This is a genomic window from Cyclobacterium sp. SYSU L10401, from assembly GCF_010993705.1.
Classification (GTDB): Bacteria; Bacteroidota; Bacteroidia; order Cytophagales; family Cyclobacteriaceae; genus Cyclobacterium.
In genome coordinates this window covers 102,877-127,793 of sequence record NZ_WOFO01000006.1, presented here as the reverse complement: position 1 = coordinate 127,793, position 24,917 = coordinate 102,877, and the positions used below count along the sequence as shown (strand labels likewise).

The following is a 24,917-nucleotide window of genomic DNA, read 5'->3' as shown; positions in this document are numbered from 1 at the left end:
GTAAAAAAAATCCTGAGAAATTTCAATCTTTCAAACCAATAGGATTAACAGGAAGGTTGTTTTAAAGCCCAACCATGTGAGGAAATTTAACGTAAATTTCTGGTAAATAATATAAAAAAAGAAAATTAAACCGTGCAGGTAATTCGAATAGTTGCTTGTAAAAATCAGGAAAAGTGGAGAATTGTTTTTTTAAAGCCATTTTTTTTAAATTAATGACTTAGGATTGAAACAATCCCTGACCGATAGAATAGAAGATTCTACCGGCCAGGGAGCTATTTACAATAAACAATGATTGTTTTTAGTTGGTCTTAAACCTGATAGGCAACTTCATTTTGACATTTACTTCTTGTCCTTTCTGCTTACCGGGCTCCCAGGCGGGCGAATCACGGATCACTTTAAGGGCAGCCTGGTCCAGCCTGTCATCTACCCCTCTGAGCAATTCTACATCCTGGATGGCTCCGTTCTTATTGACCACAAAGCTGGCATAAACGGTACCCTCCACACCTTCCTCTCTGGCGGCTTCCGGATAGGTCAGGTTGTCCATCAGGTATTGGTTCCAGCCTTCCAGGCCACCGTTAGGTACCGGCATATCCTCTACCACATCGAATACTTCTCCCTGCATCAGCCTTTCCGTGATTTTGTTGTCGCTTTTGTCGTTTTGATCCATCATCTCATCCTGGTATTCGCAGGCAAACAGGACAAATAGTAGCCCAAACAGGGGAATGGATAAAGCATACCTGCTTCTGGCAAGGGATCGGGTTTTTGGTTGATTCATCATCTTGATTCTTTTTTTAATTTGAAATTGATTGAAATTATGAACGAGTGCACTGGCTTGTGTAGGCCTGAGTAATTTTAAGAGCAATTGGGCATAGGATTTTTTAGGATGTTGGGCAATGATTTTTTCGTCTACCTGGTATTCATGGATTTCCCGCAATGACTTTTCCAAAAGCCAGACAAAAGGATTGAACCAGAGAAGGGTTTTCACCAACTGAAGCAGGAGTATATCCCAGCTGTGCTGATGCCTGCCATGCGCAGCTTCATGGGCCAGGATCCAGTCCCGGTCCACTACACGATCCGGTTTGGCAGGTAGGAAGATGTACCGAAAGAATGAAGCAGGTTCAAAATTTGGGTGTTCCAACAAGATAAAATCGCCCCAGGAGGAGTGTCTGGCCATGCTGATTTGTCTGTTCAAGGCAGTCAGTCCCCAAATCAGGCGAAGGAGAAAAAAGAAAAGCCCGGTAAGGTAAAGGCCAAAAAGCAACTTTGTCAAGGATATCCACTCCTCTGCTCCCGGCGTGGCTTTCTGAGCAGTAATTTCCAATAATGGAAATTGAAAGCCGTAACTTGCCGCCAGCTGACTACTGCCCACCTGAGCTGGAAACTGAATTCCTGGAAAGATCAGGGAGGCCAACAGGGCCAGCAACAGAAATGCCCGGTTCCAGGAGAAAAATGTATTTCCATCCAATAGCAGCCTATAAAAAATCCATAGAATGCCCAGGCAAAAGCTGGCTTCCCACAAATAGTTCAATACCTGGTTCATGATTTTTTCTCATTTTTAAAATTCTCAACCATTTTTTCCAGTTCTTCAAATTCCTGATCGGAAAGTTTCTTTTCCTTCACCATAAAGGACAAGACATTTTGCGCAGAACCATCAAAATAGTTTTTAACCATTTGGTTAAAACTTTTGTGGCGGTAAATCTTTTTGCTGATCAAAGGGTAATACTGATGGGTATTCCCATAGGTAATGTGATCCAGGAAACCCTTTTTCTCCAGTTGTTTGATGACTGAGGCCAATGTGGTGTAGGGTGGTTTCGGTTCAGGAAAGCGTTTAAGAACCTCCCGTATGAGTGCCTTTTCCAATTGCCAGATGATGGCCATTACCTGCTCTTCGTTATTGGTTAATTGTTCCATGAAAGCAAGGTAAAAAATAAATATTAGTTTTCCTACGAATAAACCGTAAAATTACGAATTATACGTAGTATGGTAGGTGGGCTTTAATTTGAGTGTTTAGATTTCTGAAAAAAACAGGGATCTTTTTTGGATTTATTTTACAATATTTTATTAAATTGAAAGGATAATTGGAGAAACTAAATACTATGGAAAAGTTTACAATTTCAATCAATGGCGAAAGCCGGGAAGTAACCGCTCCCGCAGACATGCCCCTTTTGTGGGTGATCAGGGACTTGCTTTCCCTCAAGGGAACCAAGTTTGGCTGTGGGCAGGCCCTTTGTGGTGCATGTACCGTACACCTGGACGGTGTAGCCATCCGCTCTTGTAGTATGCCCATTTCTGAAGTGGGTGCGCAGGAGCTCACCACCATAGAAGGCTTATCGGCCAATGGAGAGCACCCCCTTCAAAAAGCCTGGCAGGAGCATGTGGTTCCTCAATGTGGCTATTGTCAGACGGGTCAAATCATGAATGCAGCCGCATTGCTTCAGGAGAATCCCAGCCCATCTGAAGCCGAAATAGAAAACGCCATGGCAGGCAACCTTTGCCGTTGCGGGACTTACAACCGGATCAAAGCCGCCATACAAACCGCCTCCAAATCCTGATTTCACGCCATTCCAACAAGCTCATGATACCAAAATTTTCCTTTTCCCCATTCAAAAAATTTACCAATAAAAGTAAAGTATTCCGTCCTTCCAGGAGGGAATTTTTGAAGATCGGCTCACTGGCCACCGGTGGCTTTATGCTCGGAGTCAACTTCCAGTGTTCAGGCCCCAAAGGTGAAACCCTCACCTTTGCCCCCAACGCTTACCTGAGCATCAATTCCGATAACCTGGTGAGCATCATTGCCCACCGATCCGAAATGGGTACAGGGATCAGAACCTCCCTGCCAATGGTTGTCGCAGATGAATTGGGAGCAGATTGGAAATCGGTTAAGATCATCCAGGCGGTTGGTGATGAAGCTACCTACGGAGATCAAAACACCGATGGATCCTATTCGATTCGCATGTTTTTCGAACCCATGAGGAGGGCGGGAGCAACAGCCAGACACATGCTGCTTGAAGCGGCTGGAAAAAAATGGGAGGTTGCACCCTCCGACTGTGATACCCGGGATGGAATGGTGATTCATTCGGCAAGCGGTCAACAGGCAAAGTTTGCAGACCTGCTGGACTTGCTGCAGGATATGGAAATTCCTGATCAGGATGGTTTAAAACTCAGAAAACTCAGCGATTACAAACTTATTGGAAAGGATATTCCCATCTATGATGTAGCAGCCATCACCCGGGGTACGGCTGTATTCGGGGCAGACATGGATCTCCCCGACCAGCAAATAGCCGTGATCCAACGCAGTCCTGCTGTAGGGGCTAAGGTGGTCAATTATTCGGAAGACAAAGCACTAGAGGTACCAGGAGTCAATCAGGTGATTAAAATTTCCGGAAATGGTGCCCATCCGGGATTGAACAAGCCACTGGAGGGCATCGCAGTGATTGCCGACAATACCTGGGCAGCCATTAAGGGAAGAGCTGCCCTGCAGATAGAATGGGACCTTGGTGAGAACAAAGATTACCAATGCGCCACCCAGATGGAGGACATGATCCGTGAAACATTGGAGGACGGACGATTGAGAAGGGAAAAAGGGGATGTGAAAAACGTCCTGGGTAGTGCAGCAAAAACGATAGAGAAAACTTACCGTGCTCCTTATTATGCCCATGCAACCATAGAACCTCCCGCTGCACTGGCCCATTATAAAGAAGATGGCACCGTCGAAATCTGGGCTCCGACCCAACACCCACAATGGGCCCGGGATTCGGTAGCAGAAGCATTGGAGCTGGATGTGGCTGATGTCCGGGTGAATGTGACCTTGCTGGGTGGAGGCTTTGGTAGAAAATCAAAGCCGGATTATGTGGTAGAGGCGGCCTTACTATCAAAAGCCATCAAAAAGCCCGTTCGTGTACAATGGACCCGGGAAGATGATATCCACCATGATTTTTACCATTCCCACAGTGCCCAGCGAATAAAGGCAGGATTGGATGCACAGGGCAACTTGATTGCCTGGAATCACCACACGGTTTTTCCAGCTATCGGTGGCACTTCCAGTGCCGATGAATTGCACCCCTCGGATGGAGAAATGGGATTGGGATGTACGGATTTTCCCTACGATGTGCCCAATATCCGGATTGAATCCCATGAGGCCAAAGCACATACCCGCATAGGATGGCTTCGTTCCGTGAGCAATATCCACCATGCCTTTGCGATCAGCAGCATGCTGGATGAAATTGCAGAGCAGCGGGGCATGGATCCGGTAGCACATATCCTGGCCCTTTTAGGAGAGGATCGGCAGCTTAGCTTCAATGAAGAAATGGAAGGTGAATATCCCAATTATGGGGAGGACATCGCCGCTTATCCCTGGGATACCGCAAGAATGAAAAGGGTAGTCGAAAGGGTATCCAGGGAGGCCAATTGGTCAAAATCCCTTCAGAATGAGAAAGCGGTAGGTTTTGCAGCACATAAAAGCTTCCTAACCTATGTGGCTTGCATAGTAGAAGTGTCAAAAGATGAAAATGGTAAAATTATCATCCCGGAGGTGCACTATGCGGTGGACTGTGGCATAGCCGTCAATACAGACAGGATTCGCTCTCAGTTTGAAGGCGGGGCGCAATTTGCCAGTAGCCTGGCCATGTCCTCGGCCATTAATTTTGAAAACGGACAGGTAAAACAAAATAATTTTGATGGCTACCAGATCATTCGCATGCCCCAGGCCCCGAAAAAGATTTTCACACACATCATAGAAAGCACCGATAAACCTACCGGCGTGGGCGAGCCACCTGTACCTCCCTTTATCCCGGCACTGTGCAATGCGCTGTACAAGCTGAATGGGAAAAGAATTTATGAATTGCCAGTAAAAGGATTGTTTACTTAACCGGCGTCATTGGGCTTTCAGGATTTTACAAATCGTTTGGTGGAAGCTATACAATAAACCTAAAGGTCAGGTTGATCCTGGGCAAATGGACTTTTTTGGTAGGGGGTAGCCGATGAAGCCAATGGTCCTGGGTGCTTCCTTTCATGAGCAGTAAACTGCCATTTTCCAGATACAGGGAAATGGTTTCCTTGCTTTGCTTGTGTTTGAAGGCAAATTTTCTTTCCGCACCAAAACTGAGAGAAGCGATGGCACCATGCTTTTTGAGGTCTTTTTCGCCGTCACTGTGCCAGGCCATCCCTTCTTCACCGGAATGGTACAGGTTGAGCAGGCAGGAATTGAAGGATTCATTGGTTGTCTTTTCGGTAAGGGTTTTCAGATCCAATAATTCCCTGGTCCAGGGCAGCGCTTTTTTGGTGATATTGGAATAGGTGTACTCAAATTCCCGCTCACCATACCAGGCCACTTTTCTTTTGGTGACCATGTGTTTGCCAAAAATCACGGCTTCATCATTTTTCCAGGCGATGGTTTCCCACAATGCCTTCAAATAATGATCCGCCTTTTCCTCTGCCATGATTTTTCCCCAGTAGTAAACCATGCCATCTTCTGGCAATAGATTTTTTGATGGATTGGAAGGAGTATCAAACAATTTCATACCTGCAAAACAGTTGGAATTTGACTTTTGTTTCCGGGTATAAAACGGAATGGGTCAGGCAGGGAGTGCAGAACAATCAGTTTAAATAGTTATAATGATAGGAATGTAGCTTCAGCCTTGAAATGAATAACAACATGACCTCTGAAAAAGCCGTGAGGAAATACCTTTTTACCTATTTAAATGTCAAATTCCCCTATATATTTTTGGAATGATTGTTCCAAAAATATATATTTGATAAATTCTGTGAAAGACAAACAACATGGCCAGGACAAAAACGTTTGAGCAATCTGAAGTACTGATGAAGGCCATGGATTTGTTTTGGCGGAAGGGCTACCATGCCACATCTGTGCAGGATCTTGTCAGTTATCTGGGAATCAACAGGGCAAGTTTGTATCATACTTTTAGCGGGAAAGAAGATTTGTTTTTAAAAGCCTTAGAAAATTACCGGGAAATCAATAAGGCGGATATGCTTGAAGCTTTGTATTCCCAACCCAATGCAATAGCAGGAATCAGAAACCTTTTCCATTATTCCTTAAAAGAACGGAAGGACAGAAAGGGCTGTTTTACAGTAAATTTAACGGCTGCCTTAATGGCTGATGACAAGCACCTTCAGGAAATCCTTAGGGACAACCAGAGGGATTTCGAAAAAATCATTTTTGATTATTTAAAATCGGGCGAAGTAATGGGGGAATTTCCCAAAGGAAAGGACTTGCGTGCGATAGCCAACCTGCTGTATACGCTGTATAATGGTATTCAGGTCATTTCCAAAATAGAAGCAGCCCCTTCCAGACAAATGGAAGCAGTGGAGGTGGTGCTTCAACTGTTAGAGGACAAGTAATGTAACACTCAAAAAGAGTTGTTGTCATTTCCCTAATAATGAGACATCGTTCATACTGGTGCATGTCATCCCTGGCACTTTCATCAAAAGTAAAACAGGAAATTTGAGTAAATCTTTTCGGTAGCGGATTCCCGGGAAGGTTGGCTGCATTGGTTTCCAAAGGGATTACCCTTTCGATCCTGTAGGCCGTACTGTTTTGCTTATTTTTTCTGATACAATTAGCGGCAATCCTTCTTTTTGTCTGATGGTCTTATTCCGGCTGCTCAAATGGAAATCCGAAAGATACATTGGAGTAGAAAATAAGCTCCCATATTTTATTCTAATTAGTACAATAAAACAGGTATTTCAAAAACGGTCGTTTTTCAGAAAAAATTTTTTAACAAAAAAAAGAAAACTAATTTTGGATGAATATGAGTCTTCCCTTTTTCCATAAAAGCCAACTGTCCAAAATCAAATCTTTTTTGGACCCAACCTTGCTGAACAGGGGTTTTACGCTTTTCCGTGAGGGAAAAGTGGATTTTATCTACTTTGATCCAGCCAAAGAAATTTATTTTTTTGATGTTGCGGGCAATATGGAGCCTTTTTATTCAGTAAGTATAAGTTTGGAACAGCTTAACCGGAATGTACTAAGGGATGAAAAAGGTTTTGAAAAATTACCTGATAAACCGGATGAGAGCCCCATAACCTGCGAGTGTGTTTATTTTATAGAAAATCATCAATGTAAACATGTGGCTGCAGCAATCTATTATTTGGCGTTGACCACTGATGTGGATTATCAAAAATTCCCTCCACCCTGGATGGATAACCAGAAAATGCTGAAAGTAGAAAATAAGGAACCTGAAGAAGAAGAATTATCCTTTCCCATTAGCATCCCTTGTTCAGAAGCGGAGATTCCTCAGTTGGGGGAAAAACTTGATATAGCTCCTGGTAAATTCATTAATGAAAGGTTGTACAAAGCCGAATTGTTAGAGAACGGTATCACTTATTCGGTGGATATCAATGGGCAATACCATTTTTTGAAAATTCATTTTGATGGAAAACAAGTCACTATCAATGGGGACTTTCAGAGAAAATACCTGGTTCGGACCGGACTGGAATGGCTGAAAAAAAGGTTCAGTCAGGAAGGGCTGGGAGACCTTTATTACCTGACTTCCGGGCAAAGGAAGGCGGCAGCGGAAGCGCAGTTGAGGGAATGGGGTCTTCTGGAACAGCTGAAAGATCCTGAAAAGGCTTTTGGATTTCAGTTTTACGAAGGTCAGCTGGTCATGCATCCGGCGGGTCCCCTACGCGGGCTTTACGCCATTGAGGGCCTTTCGGAAAATTTCAAAGAAGAGGGAATACACATAGATGATCATTCGGTTTCGGATCATTTGATCCCCGGGGTACAAACCAATGAATTGGGTAAATACAATCCAGGCTTTGCGCTTATCATTGATGATGATGATGGTAAATTCCAGGGGATCCTTCCATTTATGGCCAAGGGAAGTAAGCACAAACCGGCTGAATTTTCCGTCAGGTTTAGCACCATAGAAGATCCCTACGACCCACGGCTGGCCCGAAATTCAGGATTGGATGAAGGGCTGCTGGCCGCAGAAAAGCTCAACCAGGCCATGATACACAAGAGGAAAATGGATCCTATGTTTTCACTCTTTGAGGATTTTCTGACCAAATTGAATGGCTATTCCCTTTCCACCTATCAAACACCTGCCTTTGGGTACCTCAGCGGTAAAATTCAAAAAAAGAATTTTGGAGCAGCCCTGAAAATTCTTCCAGCCAGACTTGGACTGAAGATCAGCAAGAAGGGAAAGCTCTATGAATTGCTTCCGCTGATCAGCACAGCCCAGGACAAACTGGCGTTGGAAAAGGAAAAGGATGAATTGATTTTGACTCCTGCCTTTGCCCTTTACAAGCAGCGCTTGTTGCTGAGGTTCCAGACCAAAGAAGCCTTGCGAATTTTAGAGGTGCTACTCCAATATCCGGTATTGCATTTTTTAGAAAAAGATGTGGAAGAGTACATTCAGAAAATATTACTACCCTTGTCAAAACACATTGAAATCATGGACGAATCCGGTCTTTTTAAGGAAGCCGACAACCATCCGGTGGTACAAAAACAACTCTATATTTCCGAACTTACCGGACTGGTGATCTTCCGGCCTGCTGTAAAATATGGCCCCCGGGCTTTTTCCAATCCGCTGGAGGGAAACAGCATCATGGATCCCGAGACCAAAACCCTGTATCTGCGGGATGAGGATGTAGAAGATGATTTTGTTTCTTTTCTCAAATCCCTGCATCCTAATTTTCAACGGGCGGGAAGCCAGGGTTTCTTTCACCTCAATCACGATGCGTTTATGGAAAACCTGTGGTTTATGAAGGCATTTGACTCCCTAAAAGCCAAGCAGGTGACCGTTTTTGGGCTGGAAAATATTCAAATTAAAAAGTACTCCCCTTTTCCTCCGGTAGTATCCATGGAATTTGGCTCCACTCAGGACTGGTTTGAACTTCATGCGCAGGTAGCATTTGGCAACAATAAGGTCAAATTAAAAGATATCAAAACGGCGCTGGACAAAGACCGGAATTATGTAGAATTGTCCGACGGAACAATAGGAATACTGCCTGAGGAATGGGTTAAGAAATTCAGCAGATTGTTCCGGACAGGAGAAACCGAAAAAGATCAAATCAAAATCTCAAAAACGCAATTCAACCTGATGGATGAAGTGGAGGAACTCCATAACTTTCCGGAAATCCTTAAGGAAATCGAAGATAAAAAGGAAAGGTTAAAACAGTTTACCGCCATCAGGCAAACCAAAATACCCAAAAAACTTAAAGCCGAATTAAGACCCTACCAGCAGGTAGGCCTGAATTGGTTGAATTTTCTTCAGGAGTTCGGCTGGGGAGGCATTCTGGCGGATGATATGGGACTCGGCAAGACCCTGCAACTCATTACCCTGATATGTAAGGTGGCGGAAAAAAAAGGGACAAAAGTGCTGGTAGTGGCCCCTACTACCTTATTGTTCAATTGGAAAGATGAATTGGAGAAATTTGCCCCCCACCTGGATTACTTTATTCACCACGGTAACCGCTATGATAGTGTGGAGGCGCTTCAGGGACATCAGGTATTGCTGACCAGTTATGGCCTGGTAATCAATGACCTGGAACTATTGAAGCAAATTCCATTTGATATAATCATTGCCGATGAGTCCCAGGCCATCAAAAACACCCAGTCGCTCCGGTACAAAGCCATCACCAAATTGAAGGGGAAATTCAAAATAGCCCTTACAGGAACGCCTATTGAAAATGGCCTGGCAGAACTTTATGCACAGATGAATTTTGTCAATCCAGGCTTTTTCCAATCTTTTAAAGGCTTTAAAGACCATTACCTGGATCCTCTGAAGAAAGGAAATGCAGTCATTTTAGATGAGTTGCAGAAAAAAATCAAACCTTTTGTGCTGAGGAGGACAAAGAAAGAGGTGCTCACCGAACTACCGGAAAAGACTGAAGAATACCTTTATTGTGAGATGGATCCGGTGCAGCGAAAAGTGTACGACGCTTATAGAAATGAGTACCGGGATTACCTGATGAAGAAATTTGAAGAAGAAGGAGCAGGTTCCTCGAAAATGTATGTTTTGGAAGGCCTGACAAGGTTGAGACAGGTCTGTGATGCCACCCGGCTGGTCACACATACCATTGGTAAAGACGCTTCTGCAAAGATAGACCTGCTGTTGGAGCATATCCTGGAAAAAACAGGTAACCATAAACTTTTGGTCTTTAGCCAATTTGTGAAAATGCTGGATATCGTCCAGGAGAAACTTCAGGAAAACCATGTCTCCTATACCTACCTTGATGGTAAAACGAGCCTCAAGGAAAGGGAGTCAAGGGTCAATCAATTTCAGCAGGACCCATCCAAAAGGGTGTTTTTGATCAGCCTGAAAGCGGGAGGCACCGGCCTTAACCTTACGGCTGCTGACTATGTCTATATCCTTGATCCCTGGTGGAATCCGGCGGTGGAAAACCAGGCCATAGACCGTTGTTACCGGATGGGGCAGGAAAAGCATGTCATCGCTTATCGCCTGATATGCAAGGATACTGTGGAGGAAAAGATCATGAAATTGCAGGCAGCCAAAAGCAAGATGGCTAAGGAAGTCATTGCGGAAGGAGACAGCTTCCTGGGAGCTTTGGATGGAGATAGCATGTTGTCCTTGTTTGACTAATTTTGAATGTGGGGACGGATTTTATAGGGAAAGATTTATTTGCCCTACTTTGGAACTTTTCCCTACTAGGAGGGGTGAATTTCCAGCACCTCCCAATTAAAAAAGCGGGGCTGCAGGCCTGCCGCTGGAAATGCCAGGCTCAGGTAGTACTTTTTATCCATGATAAAACTTTTAACCTCCCAATCGCCGGGCTCAATGGCTTCAGGTAGGGGAATAGCTTGCCGCCCATCCAGAAAGCAGTATTGATTCAGTTGATCCGATAAGCCCCAACCGGTAGCTTTCAGGAAGGCTTCCTTGCGGGTCCAGATTTTAAAAAATGAACGCTGAGGGCTGGCCGATTTTGCCAGGTAGCCAATTTCTGAAGGTTCGAAAAATTGAGGCACTACCTCCTGGTAAGCAAAAGAAAGATCTACCGGTTCAATATCTATTCCTGTGGAGTAATTGCTCAATGCAAAAACGACCCAGTCACCGGCGTGGCTGATGTTGAAATGAAAGTTATGGTGGGATGCCAGCAGGGGTTTATTGTACCTGTTTTGGCTTAATTCAACAGATTTGGGCTCCAGGTTCAGGTAGGCGCCTATTAGTCTTCTAAGAAAGCCCCTTCCGATGATATACCTGATTGTATCATCATGATGGTGAAACCTTTCGGCTTTTTGAAGCTCTTCTTCATTCATACAGCCCTTCATGGCTTCCAGGTCTTCCCGGCCCAGGTTTACCGGGGTCCGCCAGATGTCCAGAAAGTTTACCGGCCTTGTCCGGCCTGTATCCATCCAATCCGGAGGGGTTAATTCATCACAAAAAACATTAGCCTGGAACATGGACTTTTATTACATACTACTGATTTTCCAAAGAAAAATCAATATACCAAATATATTGCTGAAGCAAAGGGAGCTTCGTTCTGATTCCAGTGGATAAAATTTAGCAAAATTTGACTTTTTATTAGGTGACTTTAGGCCTCGAATTAATCAATGGCTAAAAAGCGGAATAAATCACTATTAAATTGGTGTTTATCCCATTTATTTGGAATATAATTTTGAATCATTTATCTTTAAAGCGTTTTAACACATGAATAATTATGATTACAATTTTTTGTTGGGGAGAAGATGAAAGAAACTGGTACTATCAATTTTGACCTTAGGGGAAAGAAACTTTTGGTTGTGGAAGACGATCCTATATTTGGATTGATCCTGAAATCAATTTTTAAAACCTGGAAAAATACCGTAACAGAGTTTGCTGTCAATGGTAAAGAGGCACTGGAAAAATTACTACAGCCAGGATTTGATTTGGTTTTAATGGATTTGCAAATGCCAATCATGGATGGATATCAGGCTACCCGTGCCATCCGAAGCGGAGATGTTGGAAGAGTTTATTCCCGTATTCCTATCATTGCTGTGACGGCTGACCTTTCATCCGAAGCGCAATCCAGGGGTTGTACGGTGGGCTTCAACGATTTTTTGATAAAGCCAACAGACAATGCCAGCCTTTTTGCTGCCATTGCTTGTTATTTATTGGAAAAATCAACCTCGCCGGAAAATGGGCAGCTGGGTAATCCATATACCATGACCGGCTACCACTATCAAAAAAGATAAAAAAGCGATTCCTTTCATAAGTATCCCTTATCTTCGTAGGAGATGACCTTATTTCAGAAAATAAAACCTGAAGTAAGATGGATATTATACAGGAAGAAATGTTGTCACCCCAAATCAATTCTTTAAAGCGTCTGCTGACCACTCATTATTACCGATTGATGAGTATTTGTCTTTTATTTTACCTATTTAGTGCTTGCCAAAGCAATACCAGGGAAAATGAAAGCCAAACCCCGGAATCCACGCAGGCCTCAAAGCCCGTTCAGGAAAAACTGGACCCCTTGGAACAGCCCGCTGCTACCCTGGCGCAAAGTTATTGTACAAGTTGTCACCTGTATCCTGATCCCGCCTTCCTTGACAAGGAAACCTGGAAAACCATTTTACCCAGAATGGGCCACTATTATGGCATTTATGCAGATGATACCACCAGGGATTGGTTAATGGAAGGTGGAAGAGCAGGGCTGATAGTAAATAGAAGCAATATTTTTCCGGAGTCGCCTGTTATAGACACCTTGATTTTCAATAAAATTTCAGCCTATTTTCTTCAGGAAGCTCCGGTAAAATTGTCCCCACCGGAAAGAAAGGAAATCCGGATAGGCATGCCTGGTTTTACATTGCGGAAACCAGAAAACCGCACAAAAAACCCCATGACCTTAATGGTACACATCAGTGAACCGGATCGCTTTTACATCAGTGATGTGGGCAGGTCCTCCCTGGCGATTATGAATAGCCAGTTTAAGGTACAAAAGACGGCACCCAGTCCGGAGGGGACTGTCTGGATACATGAGGGTGCTCAGCACGACTATGCCCTGGTCATCGGCACCTTCAATCCCACAGATATGGATTTGGGATTTGTGATGCGGCTCCCGGATGGACCGGGGCAGCCTACTCCTATTCTGGCCCGAAACCTCCAGCGCCCGGTACATATGGACAGGGGAGACCTGGATGGGGATGGCCTGGAAGACATGGTCATTTGTGAATATGGGAAACAAACCGGTAGCCTTGCCTGGTGGAAACAAGACCAGTATGGAAACTACCAAAAGAAGGTTTTGCGGCAGAAGCCCGGGGCTACCAAAGCTTACATCAGGGACCTCAACAATAATGGAAGAAATGATATCATTGCCTTGTTTGGGCAGGGTGATGAGGGCATATTTATCTATTACAACCAGGGTAATGGGAACTTTGTAGCCGAACCTGTGCTGAGGTTTCCCCCCAGCTACGGCTCCAGTTATTTTGAATTGTTTGATTTTAATGAGGACGGTCATCCCGATATCATCTATACCAACGGAGACAATGCGGATTATGACCCTATAGCCAAACCCTATCATGGCGTACGAATATTCCTCAATGATGGCAACAACCGATTCAAAGAAACGTTTTTCTATCCTTTGAATGGAGCTTACAAGGCCGTGCCAGCCGATTTTGATCAGGATGGAGACATAGACATTGCCGCCATTTCCTTTTTTCCTGATTATGAAAATACTCCTGAGGAAAGTTTCCTTTATTTGGAAAACCAGGGAGACATGACCTTTGAAGCCAGTACCTTTGAAGAAGCAGCTGATGGGCGCTGGATGGCCATGGATGTGGGGGATATGGATGGAGACGGAGACCTGGATATCCTGCTGGGGTCCATGGTGTTTGGTACAGATTATTCTGATTACTTTGATAAATGGGTGGACGGCTCCTTGCCCTTTCTCTGGTTGGAAAACCGACTTAAGTAGTCGCTATAACCGGTCTACCAGTTCCACCAGCCGATTGGAATACCCGGATTCATTGTCATACCAGCCTACGACCTTTACCAGGTTTCCCATGGAAGAAGTCAATCCCGAATCCAGGATGCAGGAATGAGGGTTGCCTACGATATCGATGGATACGATGGGATCTTCTGCATACTCGATGATTCCCTTAAACCTGTTTTGAGAAGCTTCCAGAAAGGCCTCGTTGATGGATGCGGCACCAGGATCCTGTTTCAATAGTACGATTAAATCTGTCAATGAACCGTCCGGTACAGGTACCCGCATGGCTGATGCCTCAATTTTTCCCTGAAGTCCGGGCAAAACGACTTCCATGGCTTTTGCAGCATGGGTGCTGGTAGGAATGATGGAATAGGCAGCAGCTCTTGCCCTGCGAAGATCCCTATGGGGAGCATCATGCAGGTTTTGGTCATTGGTATAGGAATGAACAGTGGAGACAAATCCTTTGACAATTCCAAAGGTGTCATCCAAGACCTTTACCATCGGGGCCAGGCAGTTGGTGGTACAGGAGGCGTTGGAAATGATGTCTTCATCCCCCTTCAAAATCTCCTCATTCACACCCAATACCACCATAGGTACATCCTGTGATTTTGGTGGTGCGGTGATGATTACCTTTTTCGCACCAGCCCTAAGGTGCATTCCAGCACCTGTGCTGTCGGTAAATTTCCCCGTAGATTCCAGGACCACATCTATGTCCAGTTCTTTCCAGGGGATTAAAAGGGGGTTTTTTTCTGCAAAAATGCGAATGAGTTTGTCTCCTACCTGAATATTGCCCTCTCTTTCCACAACCCGTTGACCATATTTGCCGTGAATGGAGTCGTATTGCAGCAGGTGAGCAAGTGTTTTTGGATCCGTGAGGTCATTTACAGCTACCAACTCCAGGTGGGGGCTTTCCAAAATCAACTTGATGGTCAAACGGCCGATTCTACCACAGCCATTTACCGCGATTCGTTTTTTCTTCATAGTTTAAATGTGCCTCGAAAATAGGAAAGAATTTTTCCAAAGGCCATTAAATATGAAAAAAGGGTCGAAAATATACCGGACTATCGGCAAGTAGGTAAGTTGGAATCCGTAGGAGGGCTTCAAAGCTGATCAATACCTATCAAAACGATGCCGTAAACAAAATACCGCACAATTCTGAAAAGACTTAACAGCAGGTACCTTTTTGTTGGCAGTCCACCCATACCACTCAATAGGGAAATAGCAGAAAAGGGCAAAGGACTGATGGAAGCCACAACAACCAGGTGACCGCCATACTTTTCAAATAGGCCCAAATATTTATAAAACCGGGGGAAACGTACCCCACTGATCCACTTTTTGTCTTTTATCCACTTGCCCAGGTTGAAGTTAAAAAAACCTGCACCATAGGAAATGACCGACAAGATCCCAATGCTTGGGAGATAGGAGCCTATCAGGGAGGTTTCCAGGGACCATAACATGAAAACTTCAGGAGGAATGATGCCAAAAAGTATTTCTGAAAGCACAAAAATACCCATTACCAATACTGCATCATCATAAATACTACCAAACCAGGCGTACCTTTGCTCTTCACTACTAAATTGCCTCAACAATAGAAAAAGACCCAATAAAATGGCCAGATAAAAAAACCCTTTTAACAAATTGGAAATAAGAAACTTGTTCTTATCGTTTGAGAACCACTGAACCATTAAAATTTCCTGATTTGTAAAAAACTTGCATCAATTATTTTTTGGGCTTGTAGGCGTCCTCGTAAGGTGACCATATTTCATAAATGGGGTTACCGGTGGAGCTTAAACCACTGTGATGCCATTCTCCGTCGATCACTTCATAGTCAAAATTTAAGGATGCCCCTACCCGGCTGTCATCCCTGGAAAAAAAGGTGATATGCTCCGTGTATTTTCCATCAATGGCCTCGTAATTGCCTCCTCCGGTGCCACTAAATTCCTTGGTTTCAGAATTGAAAGCGATCCACTGAAACCTACCTCCACTTAATATTTTTACTGTCCTCCTTGCTCCCGGTGTCATTTTTGATATCTCACCATCTCTCTTTCTTCCTGTAATCACCCAATTTCTGGTGAGGTCATCTTCTTTGGAAGATATTTTTTCCCATATTTCAATCAGGTCTTCACCTTTTATTTTTCCGGAAATGACCATCTTTTCATTGGCAAAATCCAGGGTGTAGCTGTTGGTGGTGCCCACCTGTTCGGGGTCAAGGGTCAAAAAATCCAGGCTTTCCTCATACCTATTTCCCTCTAATTGGTAGTTGCCACCACCCGCCATAAGGAATTTATTTCCCTCAATTTCTTTGGCTCCAAAAGCAAAATAGCCGTCTTGATAGATTTTTATAAATTCCCTGTTTTTTACTGGTTCACCGTTTTGATGGGTTAGTTTCCAGGCACCTTCCAGGTCCTGAGCATGTGTGAATGTGGCAAAAGCAATAAGGAATATTGAAAGTAAGGTTTTCATAGGACGGGTATTTTTGAAGATGGTCTTAAATTTAATTATTTAATTGCTTTTCGCAATACTTCCCCAAGGGAATCCTTTATAAAGCTGGCCATGAAAACAATTCTTCCTAAATTCAAGCACTTCAATCAGGAATTTGGGAAATGAGTATGGCAGAGGTTTTGAATTTGTTTATTCATTTGGCTGGTTTTTTGATGAATAAGTTTCAAATTTACCGGCAACTCATGCAAAATTATTTTCTGGCTTTTGTTTTAATACTTTTGTGCTACTCTGGTAATTCATATGGTCAAAGTTATGGCAGTGCCCTGGGTCTGCGACTCGGCAATACCAATCAATACCGAATGATTGGCCTTACCGTTCAGCAACGCATTCACAAAGGACTTACGGCAGAGGGAATCCTTCAATCAGACTTCAATGTGAATACCAGCTTTCATGCCTTGCTTGAAAAGCACAAGCCCCTGCTATCCAAAAGGCTGAACTACTATTATGGGGCAGGTATTTCTATGGGGATAGGGGAAAGCCGGGAGAAAATTCCGGAAAGCATGCAGATGATCCAGACCTACGGCAATGCACTCATTGGTGTTGACTTGATTGCCGGATTGGAATTAACGATTTTAGGTGTGAATTTTTCCGTGGATTATAAGCCCAATATTAATATTGTCGGCAGACAGCCCTGGTATAATGGTCAGGTGGGCATATCTGCCCGTTCTGTATTGGTCAAAGGAAAGCAGCAGCAAAAGAAGCGCCGGAAAAAGGCAAGAGAAAAAAGGAAAAAGGAAGGAAACGGATTTTTTCAAAATATTACCAAACCCTTAAAAAATAACTAAAAATGAGAAAACTGATCATTGTAATGATTACCACCTTGCTTTCCCTTCAGCAGTTGTCTGCGCAGGAGCCTGTGAAGATAGCCGTGGTCGGTCTTACCCATTCACATGTCAATTGGATCCTGGGGAGGGAAGATATAGGAGATATTGAAATCGTAGGCATAGTGGAGCCCAATACAGGTCTGGCAGAGAGGTACCTGACCAGACATGGCCTGAGCATGGATTTGGTTTTCAATGATATGGAAAGCCTTTTTGAAAAGGTAAGCCCGGAAGCTGTAACGGCTTTTGGTTCTATCTACGAGCATTTGGAAGTGGTACAGGCCTGCGCACCCCGGGGAATACATGTGATGGTAGAAAAGCCTTTGGCAGTAAGTATGGAACATGCCAGGAAAATGGAGGCTCTGGCCAGGGAACATAAGATACATTTACTGACCAATTATGAGACGACCTGGTATGCCAGTAACCATGAAGTAAAAAAGCGGCTGGCTGATCATTCTGCCATTGGTTCCTTGCGCAGGGTGGTGATCAATGATGGGCATGAAGGCCCCAAGGAGATTGGCGTCAATCAGGAGTTTTTGGATTGGCTCACAGATCCTGTATTGAATGGTGGAGGGGCAGTGATAGATTTTGGCTGTTATGGTGCCAATCTGATGACCTGGCTAATGGATGGTCAAAAGCCACTGTCTGTCACGGCAGAACTCAAACAAATCAAGCCAGACATCTACCCCAAAGTGGATGATGAAGCCACCATTCTATTGGAATACCCCAAAACCCAGGGAGTGATTCAGGCTTCCTGGAATTGGCCTTTTAGCCGAAAGGATATGGAAGTATATGGTAGCACAGGCTATTATATCGCCAAGAACAACACGCATTTGGTCAGCAGAGAAACTGGTGAAAGCCAGGAAGAATCAGAAACCCTTTCTCAAAGGGCGTATCCTTTTGATGACCCCTTTTCCTACCTGGCCGCTGTGGTCCGTGGTAAGGTTAAGGTCAGTGCCAATGACCTTTCTTCCCTGGAAAACAACATGGTGGTGGTGGAGATCCTGGATGCAGCAAAGGAAAGTGCGAAAAAAGGGGAGCGGATCTATTTGAAATAAGCTTATTTCTTAATCGCATTTGTTTTAAGGAAATACCTCAGGCGATACGCATGAATGGCCATTTTACCCAATTGTTGACTTAATTTATAATTGGCAATGGCACCTACCCCAGCGCCAATAATGGGAATTAACTGGGCCAATTTGGCCAGGTCCATGTAATCCCTGTATTCTAACTGAAAGTTGCGCCAATCAAAATCAGTCAGGTTTTCAGGAAGGGTCTGCGCATGACTGGCCCAGTTTTCCAGGTAAGCGATGGTTTCATTTCTGGTTTTTTGGCTGGCAAAAGTTAGTTTAAATATATACAAGATAAATACCCGTTCTTTATAGTCCCTAACATCGTGGCCGTAAGCAGCGGCTATTTCGAAGAGCATTTTCATTTTTATCGCCAGGAAAGCAGGCAGGTCCACAAAACCCATCAGTATACCTCCGGCTCCCGTTACCGCCCCCTCCACAGAAGCAGTTCTGGTATAGAGGCGAATGCTTTTGCGGGCTTTGTACTCCCTCAAACTTAATCTGTTTACGGTATATGGTTTGGTTCCTATATATTCGTTACCGGTCAAAACTCCTTTGACCATTTTCTCTATGGCATAAGTTATGGCCTTGTGTATCTTTTCAGGGATGAGGTTATTGATGGACCTTTGGGTTCCTTTGGTCACACGGTTAAGCAGGGAGGGTTTTTTCTTTGTTTTTTGTAACCAAATCATCATGTCCCGGTAGGCCAGGCTTTCATAGAGCTTTTCAGGATTGGATTCGATAGGTGACATGGTAGCCGAAATGATTTAGGTGTAGCTGGATAAAAAGACTTTTCGAATGGCCTGTTTTAACCTTTGTTGAACGTTTTGGATTGCCCTTTGGGTATGCTCAGGCTTTTCCAGGGACCATCGACCAGCATTTTACCCAAATAGATCAATTGACCGACATGGGAGGCATAATGGGCCAGTTGCCTGTTGATGGCATCCATTACCGTGTGGGCCTTGTTTTGGATGTAAACGGTTTTCTCAAAGTCTTCTTCAGATAGGGAATCCAGCACATCGAAAAGCAGCTTCCAACCCTTTTCCCATTCCTGCATCATATCCCTCCTGTTTTTGATGTCATTTTCAAATTCCTCATCCCGTTTTCGCCAGGGCTTTTCCCCATCTGTGGTCAAAAAATTGGTCCAGCGTGAATGCATGTTGCCTGACAGGTGCTTGACCAGGGTTGCCATGCTGTTGCTGTCTTCGTTAAACTGCCAAAAAAGCTTTTCCTCAGGGACTTGCGCCAAAGCTTTTTCCCCCAGGCTTTTGTAGGTGTGGAAGAGGCTGACAGTACTTTCCAGATAGTCTTTGATGGGATCCATACTTAAATAGGTAGTAAAACGGAAAATATTGAATTACAGATCAATTTACCCTATTATTTGAATAAAAAAAAGGCAACCTGAACAGCTGCCTTCATTTGAGAAAATTTCCTTTAAACTAAAGGTCAAAGGCTTTCTTTATGGCTGGTACATGGTCCAGTTTTTCCCAGGTAAACAGCTCCACATCCAATGTGATGGAGGCCTTGTCAGGGGAGTAAAATGTTTTGGAAACGACTTCACTTTGCCTACCCATGTGACCGTATGCTGCGGTTTCCTCATAAATGGGATTCCTCAGTTTCAGGCGGTTTTCTATAGCAAAAGGGCGCATATCAAATAATTTTTCTATTTTTTTGGCTATTTCACCATCGGATAAAGCTACTTTTGAAGTCCCGTAGGTATTTACATACAAGCCCATGGGTCTGGCTACACCAATGGCATAGGAAACCTGTACCAAAACTTCGTCTGCCAGCCCTGCAGCGACCATATTTTTGGCAATGTGTCGGGTTGCATAGGCAGCGGAACGATCTACCTTGGAAGGATCTTTGCCTGAAAAGGCTCCGCCTCCATGCGCTCCCTTGCCACCATAGGTATCCACAATGATTTTTCTTCCCGTAAGGCCTGTATCTCCATGAGGTCCCCCAATGACAAATTTCCCCGTTGGATTGATATGGTAAATGATCTCGTCGGTAAACAGCTTCTGAATCGCTGCCGGTAATTGTGCTTTTACCCTGGGAATAAGGATTTCTATGATATCTTTTTTGATCTTTTCCAGCATCAGGCTTTCTTCATCAAAATCATCATGCTGTGTAGAAACCACGATGGTATTGATCTTTTCAGGGACATTGTCATCACCGTACTGAATGGTAACCTGGGCCTTGGAGTCTGGCCGAAGGTATTTGATCTGGTCATTCTCCCTGCGAAGAGCGGCCAATTCCTTCAATAACTTGTGAGAGAGGTCCAGGCCTAGGGGAATATAGCTTTCCGTCTCATTGATGGCATATCCGAACATCATGCCCTGGTCACCTGCGCCCTGCTCCTCGGGATCACTGCGGTCCACTCCCTGGTTGATGTCAGGAGATTGTTCGTGAATAGCTGATAAAACCCCGCAGGAACTGCCGTCAAACATGTATTCACTTTTGGTATAGCCTATGCGGTTGATAACATCTCTGGCAATTTTTTGTACATCCAGGTAGGTGTTGGATTTAACCTCTCCCGCCAGAATGACCTGACCTGTAGTCACCAGGGTTTCACAGGCTACTTTGGAGTTGGGGTCAAAGGCTAAAAAATGATCGATGATGGCATCTGATACCTGATCTGAAATTTTATCGGGGTGCCCTTCGGAAACCGATTCCGAAGTAAATAAATATGACATACAAAGCTTTTTTAAAATTTAGCCGTAAATCTACATCTAATGGCTAAAATTAAAAACTATTTTTTCACTTAGGACTGACTTAATAGCTGTAACGCCTGTTAAAAATCATGGGAGCATAAAAGGAAAGACCAAAAGACAGGTACATTATTCCTCCAAAAAACTGCACCCATTGAAAAACATGACCCATACCATAAGTGCCCAAGCTAGGGAAATAATAAGTGAGAATGAAAAAAATATAACTTTCTCCAAAGGAAAACAACACCAGGCTGGCCATCCAAAAATAGGGAAGGGAAAGCAGGTTGGTGTCCTTGAATTGGCCCTGCCGCAGAATATCCTTGAAAAAAATCAGACTGTAAAACAATACCAACCCATGTCCGATAAGATAGGTATAGGACTGGATATCGGTGAAAATGGACTGTAAAAACAAGCTGTTAAGCAGTCCAAGTAGTAAAAAGCCGGCAATAGTGGGCAACACCTTTTTTTGCAAATGGCAACTGTAGGGCAATTGGCTGTAAAGTAACAACATTGCCGTGGGTCTCAGGTACAGGTATAAAATATTGTATAGCAGACAATTATTTTTTCCGTAAGCCACCGTATAGTTCCAGATGGCTTCAGATAGCAATCCGGTGATCAGGATCAATAACACCAGGGAGCTGATCCTCTTGTACTCTTTTTGGCCGGACTGAGACAGCAGATAAATTCCGGCAAACAGGGTTCCTAAAATAATGGCAATTAAATAGAAGGACAGTTGCATTGGTAGATTTTTAATTTTATGCAATTTAAATGCAAAGAAAAGTGCAGGCAATACCCTGTTTAGGGTATTTATTTTGCATTTCGAACCAATAAAAAAGTCAGCCCCCGGAGAGGCTGACTTTAATTTTTCTGACCTATTAATGGATTAGGCTACTTTTTTCTTCGGGTTTGGGGTTTCAGGTTCCTTGGCCAATTCCCGCTTCATCAGGTCCACCACTACAGGAGTAGCAATGTAAATGGATGAATAGGTACCTACCAATACACCGATCAATAAGGCGAATGAAAATCCTCTTAAAACTTCTCCTCCGAATATCAGCAGCACCAATACCACAATCAACGTCGTGGCAGAGGTGATCAGTGTTCTGCCCATGGTTTGGTTAATGGCATCATTGAACATTTTAACCAGCTTGCCGGTACCCCGGTTCTCAATATTTTCCCTGATCCGGTCAAATACAATCACGGTATCATTGATGGAATAACCGATCACCGTCAGCATGGCAGCTATAAATACCTGGTCTATTTCAAAGGTGGCACCAAAGGCACTTGCAATAGCAAAAGCTGCAACCACAAACATGGAATCATGTATCAAGGCCACGATGGAGGCCAGGGAGAATTGCCATTTTCTAAATCTCAGCAGAATATACAGGAATATGGCAACCAAAGAAAAGAACATGGCTTCCATGGAGGAGTTTTTAATGTCATCAGCAACAGTGGCGCCCACTTTATTGGAACCAGTAATAGCAAATGCCCCTTCCGACATTTGATTGGCATCCTCAATAAAGTTAAACCCGGTTACTGTGGCAATACCTTCCTTGATCCTGCTTTCTACCTCCCTATTGGCCTCTTCATTGTCTTCATTGACAAGGTAGGAGGTGGTCACTTTCAGGATATTGTTGGCGCCATAGGTTTTCACTTCTACCGAACCACCAAATTCATTATCCAGGCCTACTTTCAATTCAGAGGCAGGAACCGGTTCGTTGAATTCTACGATGTAGTACCGGCCCCCGGTGAAATCCACACCAAATTTCAATCCGGATGTAAGCGCCAGGATCATACCGATGATTATGATGGAAGTTGAAATCAGGTAGGCTACTTTTCTTTTGCCCAGGAAGTCTATATTGAGGTTTGACAATAAGTTTCTTGTAAATGGAGTCGCAAAAGAAAGGCTGCTCTTTTCTCCTTTTTTGCTCATCCAATAGACAATTACCCTGGTGATGAAAACCGCCGAGAAAAAGGAAGAAGCAATACCAATCATCAGAACAATGGCAAAACCTTTAACCGGACCCTGACCCAATGCATACAAAATGGCTCCGGTAAGAAAAGTGGTAACATTGGAGTCCAGAATGGCACTGAACGCCTTGTCATAACCACTGCTGATGGCTTGCAATATTCCTGCGCCATTCCTTAATTCTTCTTTGATCCTTTCGAAAATCAATACATTGGCATCAATGGACATACCAATGGTCAAAACGATACCTGCTATACCTGGCAGGGTAAGTGCGGCACCCAATTGCGCGAGAATACCCAAAATAAAGAAGATGTTGAAAAGCAAGGCAGCAATCGCAACCAATCCGCCTTTGGAATAGTAAGCTACCATAAACAATACAACCAGCACCAGTCCGGCAATCATGGAATTGATACCCTGATTTCTTGCCTCCACTCCCAGTGTAGGTCCGACGATGGCTTCTTCCACAATATTCGTTGGAGCTGGAAGCGTACCGGATTTAAGGATATTGGCCAAATCCTTGGCTTCTTCCATGGTGAAATTACCCGTGATTTCTGATTGTCCTGAAGGAATTTCACCCTGTACCGTAGGTGCGGTATAGACATAGTCATCCAGCACTACTGCGATCCTGTTACCAATGTTTTCGGCAGTTAGCCTTCTCCAGTTTCTGGCTCCTTCGGCATTCATCTGCATGCTTACGGCAGGCCTGGAAGTTTGATCCAGAGATTGCCTGGCATCTGTGATCACATCACCTTCCAATGGAGCCTGATCTGTCCCCCTTGGGGCCTTGATGGCATGTAATTCCAACAATTCCATGTCGTCCTGAACCTGGGGCTTTACGGACCACATGAAACGAATGTCTCTTGGCAATAATGCCTGTACATCTTCCCTTTTGAAAACCCGGTTGATGGTCATGGTATCCCTTACCTCATATACCAGTCCATAATTGGCCTTCAATAAGGAAAAAAGCGGGGAAACTTCGTTGCCCAGGGAATCAGTATCCGAACCCCCTTCTGCCAATTGCCTCGCCAGGTCACTTTCCAAATCCGTGGTATCTGACAGGGCATCCGTTTCATCACCTGATGCACTTGCCTGAGATTGCTGACTGGTAGCTTCTTCGACCAGAAATGAATTGATTTGCTGCAAGGCATCCCCAAATTGATCTATTTCGGCTACTTCCCAAAATTGAAGCTTGGCTACCCCCTGTAACAGGCTCCTCACACGCTCAGCATTGTCTACACCCGGTAGTTCAATTTGAATCCTGCCGGTATTCTGAATCCGCTGTATATTGGGCTGGGAGGTACCAAAGCGGTCGATCCGGGTCCTTAAAATATTAAAGGAGCGGTCAATGGCATTTTCTATTTCATCGTCCAGGATGTTTAGAATATCCGTATCTGAGGATTCCAAAGAAATCCTGCCTCTGTTGGCTGCTGTGGCGAAGATGGTGTTCAACTGCCTGTCTCCGGCTTCTTCCTGCCAGGCCTGATAAAAGATGTTGACAAACAGGTCATTCTCTGTTTTGGCCCGCTCACTTGCTTTTTCCACTGCCTGGTTAAATTCCTGATCCTTACTACCGCCAGATAAACCCTTCACGATTTCAATGGGGGATACCTCCAGGGTCACATGCATGCCTCCCTGTAAATCCAGTCCCAGACCCAGTTCGGTGTTTTTAACCTCCTGATAGGTAAAAGGAATGCCGAGAAAGTTGTACACAGGCTCCCTCCATACAGAGTCCAGGTAGGACTGCCTTTTGTCAAAGTCTATATTGCCCGTTTCATCGGTTGCATAAGTAGTGGCTTTATCCTGAACACTGTTGGATACCAGGGTAAAGGACAGGTAATACAGACATAAGCCCGTAACGACCACCGTCAAAAAAACGATAATACCTTTATTTTTCATGGTTATTGATTAAATATTTGATTACAAACTAAGGAAATGATTACGGCTTGATAGTTTTGCCGCTAAT

The 24,917-nt window shown here is 44.1% G+C and carries 20 protein-coding genes; 8 read left to right on the top strand and 12 right to left on the bottom strand.

What is annotated here, in order from left to right; translation table 11 throughout:
* Positions 1 to 298: 298 nt before the first annotated feature.
* Positions 299 to 1,540 carry a M56 family metallopeptidase gene (locus GL182_RS15115; RefSeq protein WP_163380611.1) on the bottom strand — a complete coding sequence of 414 codons (1,242 nt, stop codon included), beginning with the start codon at positions 1,538 to 1,540 and terminating at the stop codon, positions 299 to 301.
* Positions 1,537 to 1,911, bottom strand: a complete 375-nt coding sequence (locus GL182_RS15110; RefSeq protein ID WP_163380610.1) for a BlaI/MecI/CopY family transcriptional regulator — start codon at positions 1,909 to 1,911, stop codon at positions 1,537 to 1,539. Before GL182_RS15110 ends, GL182_RS15115 begins: the two co-directional genes overlap by 4 nt.
* A gap of 185 nt (positions 1,912 to 2,096) precedes the next feature.
* Here GL182_RS15110 and GL182_RS15105 point away from each other — a divergent pair, with 185 nt between their 5' ends.
* Both GL182_RS15105 and GL182_RS15100 read left to right on the top strand, forming a co-directional pair.
* Complete coding sequence (locus GL182_RS15105) at positions 2,097 to 2,552, top strand: (2Fe-2S)-binding protein (protein WP_163380609.1); 456 nt, start codon at positions 2,097 to 2,099, stop codon at positions 2,550 to 2,552.
* Between the two features lie 23 nt (positions 2,553 to 2,575).
* Complete coding sequence (locus GL182_RS15100; RefSeq protein ID WP_163380608.1) at positions 2,576 to 4,867, top strand: xanthine dehydrogenase family protein molybdopterin-binding subunit; 2,292 nt, start codon at positions 2,576 to 2,578, stop codon at positions 4,865 to 4,867.
* Positions 4,868 to 4,913: 46 nt separating this feature from the next.
* On the opposite strand, the gene GL182_RS15095 is transcribed toward GL182_RS15100, so the two are convergent.
* The gene (locus tag GL182_RS15095; RefSeq protein ID WP_163380607.1) at positions 4,914 to 5,519 is read right to left on the bottom strand and encodes an alpha-ketoglutarate-dependent dioxygenase AlkB family protein; all 606 of its coding nucleotides are present in this window, start codon (positions 5,517 to 5,519) and stop codon (positions 4,914 to 4,916) included.
* Positions 5,520 to 5,778: 259 nt separating this feature from the next.
* On the opposite strand from GL182_RS15095, the gene GL182_RS15090 reads away from it, so the two are divergent.
* Together GL182_RS15090 and GL182_RS15085 are read left to right on the top strand one after the other, a co-directional pair.
* The gene (locus GL182_RS15090) at positions 5,779 to 6,357 is read left to right on the top strand and encodes a TetR/AcrR family transcriptional regulator (protein WP_163380606.1); all 579 of its coding nucleotides are present in this window, start codon (positions 5,779 to 5,781) and stop codon (positions 6,355 to 6,357) included.
* A 404-nt stretch (positions 6,358 to 6,761) separates the two neighbouring features.
* The gene (locus GL182_RS15085; RefSeq protein ID WP_163380605.1) at positions 6,762 to 10,565 is read left to right on the top strand and encodes a DEAD/DEAH box helicase; all 3,804 of its coding nucleotides are present in this window, start codon (positions 6,762 to 6,764) and stop codon (positions 10,563 to 10,565) included.
* A gap of 65 nt (positions 10,566 to 10,630) precedes the next feature.
* Here GL182_RS15085 and GL182_RS15080 read toward each other — a convergent pair whose 3' ends face one another.
* Complete coding sequence (locus GL182_RS15080; RefSeq protein ID WP_163380604.1) at positions 10,631 to 11,383, bottom strand: 4'-phosphopantetheinyl transferase family protein; 753 nt, start codon at positions 11,381 to 11,383, stop codon at positions 10,631 to 10,633.
* A gap of 285 nt (positions 11,384 to 11,668) precedes the next feature.
* Between GL182_RS15080 and GL182_RS15075 the strand changes: the two genes are divergently transcribed.
* Together GL182_RS15075 and GL182_RS15070 are read left to right on the top strand one after the other, a co-directional pair.
* The gene (locus GL182_RS15075) at positions 11,669 to 12,154 is read left to right on the top strand and encodes a response regulator (protein ID WP_163380603.1); all 486 of its coding nucleotides are present in this window, start codon (positions 11,669 to 11,671) and stop codon (positions 12,152 to 12,154) included.
* Between the two features lie 77 nt (positions 12,155 to 12,231).
* Positions 12,232 to 13,872 carry an FG-GAP repeat domain-containing protein gene (locus GL182_RS15070; RefSeq protein ID WP_240469847.1) on the top strand — a complete coding sequence of 547 codons (1,641 nt, stop codon included), beginning with the start codon at positions 12,232 to 12,234 and terminating at the stop codon, positions 13,870 to 13,872.
* Positions 13,873 to 13,875: 3 nt separating this feature from the next.
* Here GL182_RS15070 and gap read toward each other — a convergent pair whose 3' ends face one another.
* From gap to GL182_RS15055, 3 genes are all read right to left on the bottom strand, one after another.
* On the bottom strand, positions 13,876 to 14,868 hold the full coding sequence (gene gap / locus GL182_RS15065) for a type I glyceraldehyde-3-phosphate dehydrogenase (RefSeq protein WP_163380602.1): 993 nt from the start codon (positions 14,866 to 14,868) through the stop codon (positions 13,876 to 13,878).
* 119 nt (positions 14,869 to 14,987) lie between these two features.
* Complete coding sequence (locus GL182_RS15060) at positions 14,988 to 15,572, bottom strand: VTT domain-containing protein (RefSeq protein ID WP_163380601.1); 585 nt, start codon at positions 15,570 to 15,572, stop codon at positions 14,988 to 14,990.
* A 34-nt stretch (positions 15,573 to 15,606) separates the two neighbouring features.
* Positions 15,607 to 16,350: a hypothetical protein gene (locus tag GL182_RS15055; RefSeq protein WP_163380600.1), complete on the bottom strand. Its 744-nt coding sequence runs from the start codon at positions 16,348 to 16,350 to the stop codon at positions 15,607 to 15,609.
* A gap of 191 nt (positions 16,351 to 16,541) precedes the next feature.
* Between GL182_RS15055 and GL182_RS15050 the strand changes: the two genes are divergently transcribed.
* Together GL182_RS15050 and GL182_RS15045 are read left to right on the top strand one after the other, a co-directional pair.
* Positions 16,542 to 17,174: a hypothetical protein gene (locus GL182_RS15050; RefSeq protein ID WP_240469846.1), complete on the top strand. Its 633-nt coding sequence runs from the start codon at positions 16,542 to 16,544 to the stop codon at positions 17,172 to 17,174.
* Between the two features lie 2 nt (positions 17,175 to 17,176).
* Entirely contained in the window at positions 17,177 to 18,268 is a 1,092-nt protein-coding gene (locus GL182_RS15045; protein ID WP_163380598.1) for a Gfo/Idh/MocA family protein, read from the top strand.
* A gap of 2 nt (positions 18,269 to 18,270) precedes the next feature.
* Here the strand turns inward: GL182_RS15045 and GL182_RS15040 are convergent, their stop codons facing one another.
* The 5 genes from GL182_RS15040 to secDF all read right to left on the bottom strand — a co-directional run bounded on the left by GL182_RS15040 (position 18,271) and on the right by secDF (position 24,850).
* Positions 18,271 to 19,032, bottom strand: a complete 762-nt coding sequence (locus tag GL182_RS15040) for an EcsC family protein (RefSeq protein WP_163380597.1) — start codon at positions 19,030 to 19,032, stop codon at positions 18,271 to 18,273.
* Positions 19,033 to 19,088: 56 nt separating this feature from the next.
* The gene (locus GL182_RS15035) at positions 19,089 to 19,604 is read right to left on the bottom strand and encodes a DUF1572 family protein (protein ID WP_163380596.1); all 516 of its coding nucleotides are present in this window, start codon (positions 19,602 to 19,604) and stop codon (positions 19,089 to 19,091) included.
* A 115-nt stretch (positions 19,605 to 19,719) separates the two neighbouring features.
* Positions 19,720 to 20,973 carry a methionine adenosyltransferase gene (metK, locus tag GL182_RS15030; RefSeq protein WP_163380595.1) on the bottom strand — a complete coding sequence of 418 codons (1,254 nt, stop codon included), beginning with the start codon at positions 20,971 to 20,973 and terminating at the stop codon, positions 19,720 to 19,722.
* A 79-nt stretch (positions 20,974 to 21,052) separates the two neighbouring features.
* The gene (locus tag GL182_RS15025) at positions 21,053 to 21,727 is read right to left on the bottom strand and encodes a hypothetical protein (protein WP_163380594.1); all 675 of its coding nucleotides are present in this window, start codon (positions 21,725 to 21,727) and stop codon (positions 21,053 to 21,055) included.
* A 144-nt stretch (positions 21,728 to 21,871) separates the two neighbouring features.
* On the bottom strand, positions 21,872 to 24,850 hold the full coding sequence (gene secDF / locus GL182_RS15020; protein ID WP_163380593.1) for a protein translocase subunit SecDF: 2,979 nt from the start codon (positions 24,848 to 24,850) through the stop codon (positions 21,872 to 21,874).
* Positions 24,851 to 24,917 lie beyond the last annotated feature (67 nt).